General features: G+C 74.3%; 1 protein-coding gene. It reads left to right on the top strand.

The annotated features are described in order from the left end of the window. Window positions 1-245, top strand: a 245-nt coding sequence (locus EOD29_RS34165; RefSeq protein ID WP_127248892.1) for a helix-turn-helix domain-containing protein, incomplete at both ends; no start/stop codon positions are given.

Below are 245 nucleotides of genomic sequence, written 5' to 3'. Positions count from 1 at the left end.
CGGCCGACGACGCCGCACGCGCGACGGGGACCTCGGTTGCCGGGCTGCGTCGCGCCTTCGCCGCGAACGGGCAGCTCTCGTCGACTCCCGAGGGTTACCTGGAGCACGCACGCGTGAGCGCCGCGCACGCCGACCTGGTGGCATCCGATCCGACCCGGACGACGGTTGCGGAGATCGCGCTCCGCTGGGGTTTCGTCGATCTCCCCGGATTCGCCGCGGCGTACCGCGCGGCCTACCGGGCCGAC

Source organism: Mesorhizobium sp. M1A.T.Ca.IN.004.03.1.1, from assembly GCF_003997555.1.
Classification (GTDB): domain Bacteria; phylum Pseudomonadota; class Alphaproteobacteria; order Rhizobiales; family Rhizobiaceae; genus Mesorhizobium.
The sequence above is the reverse complement of the archived record's forward strand: the minus strand, read 5'-3'. Positions and strand labels throughout refer to the sequence as shown.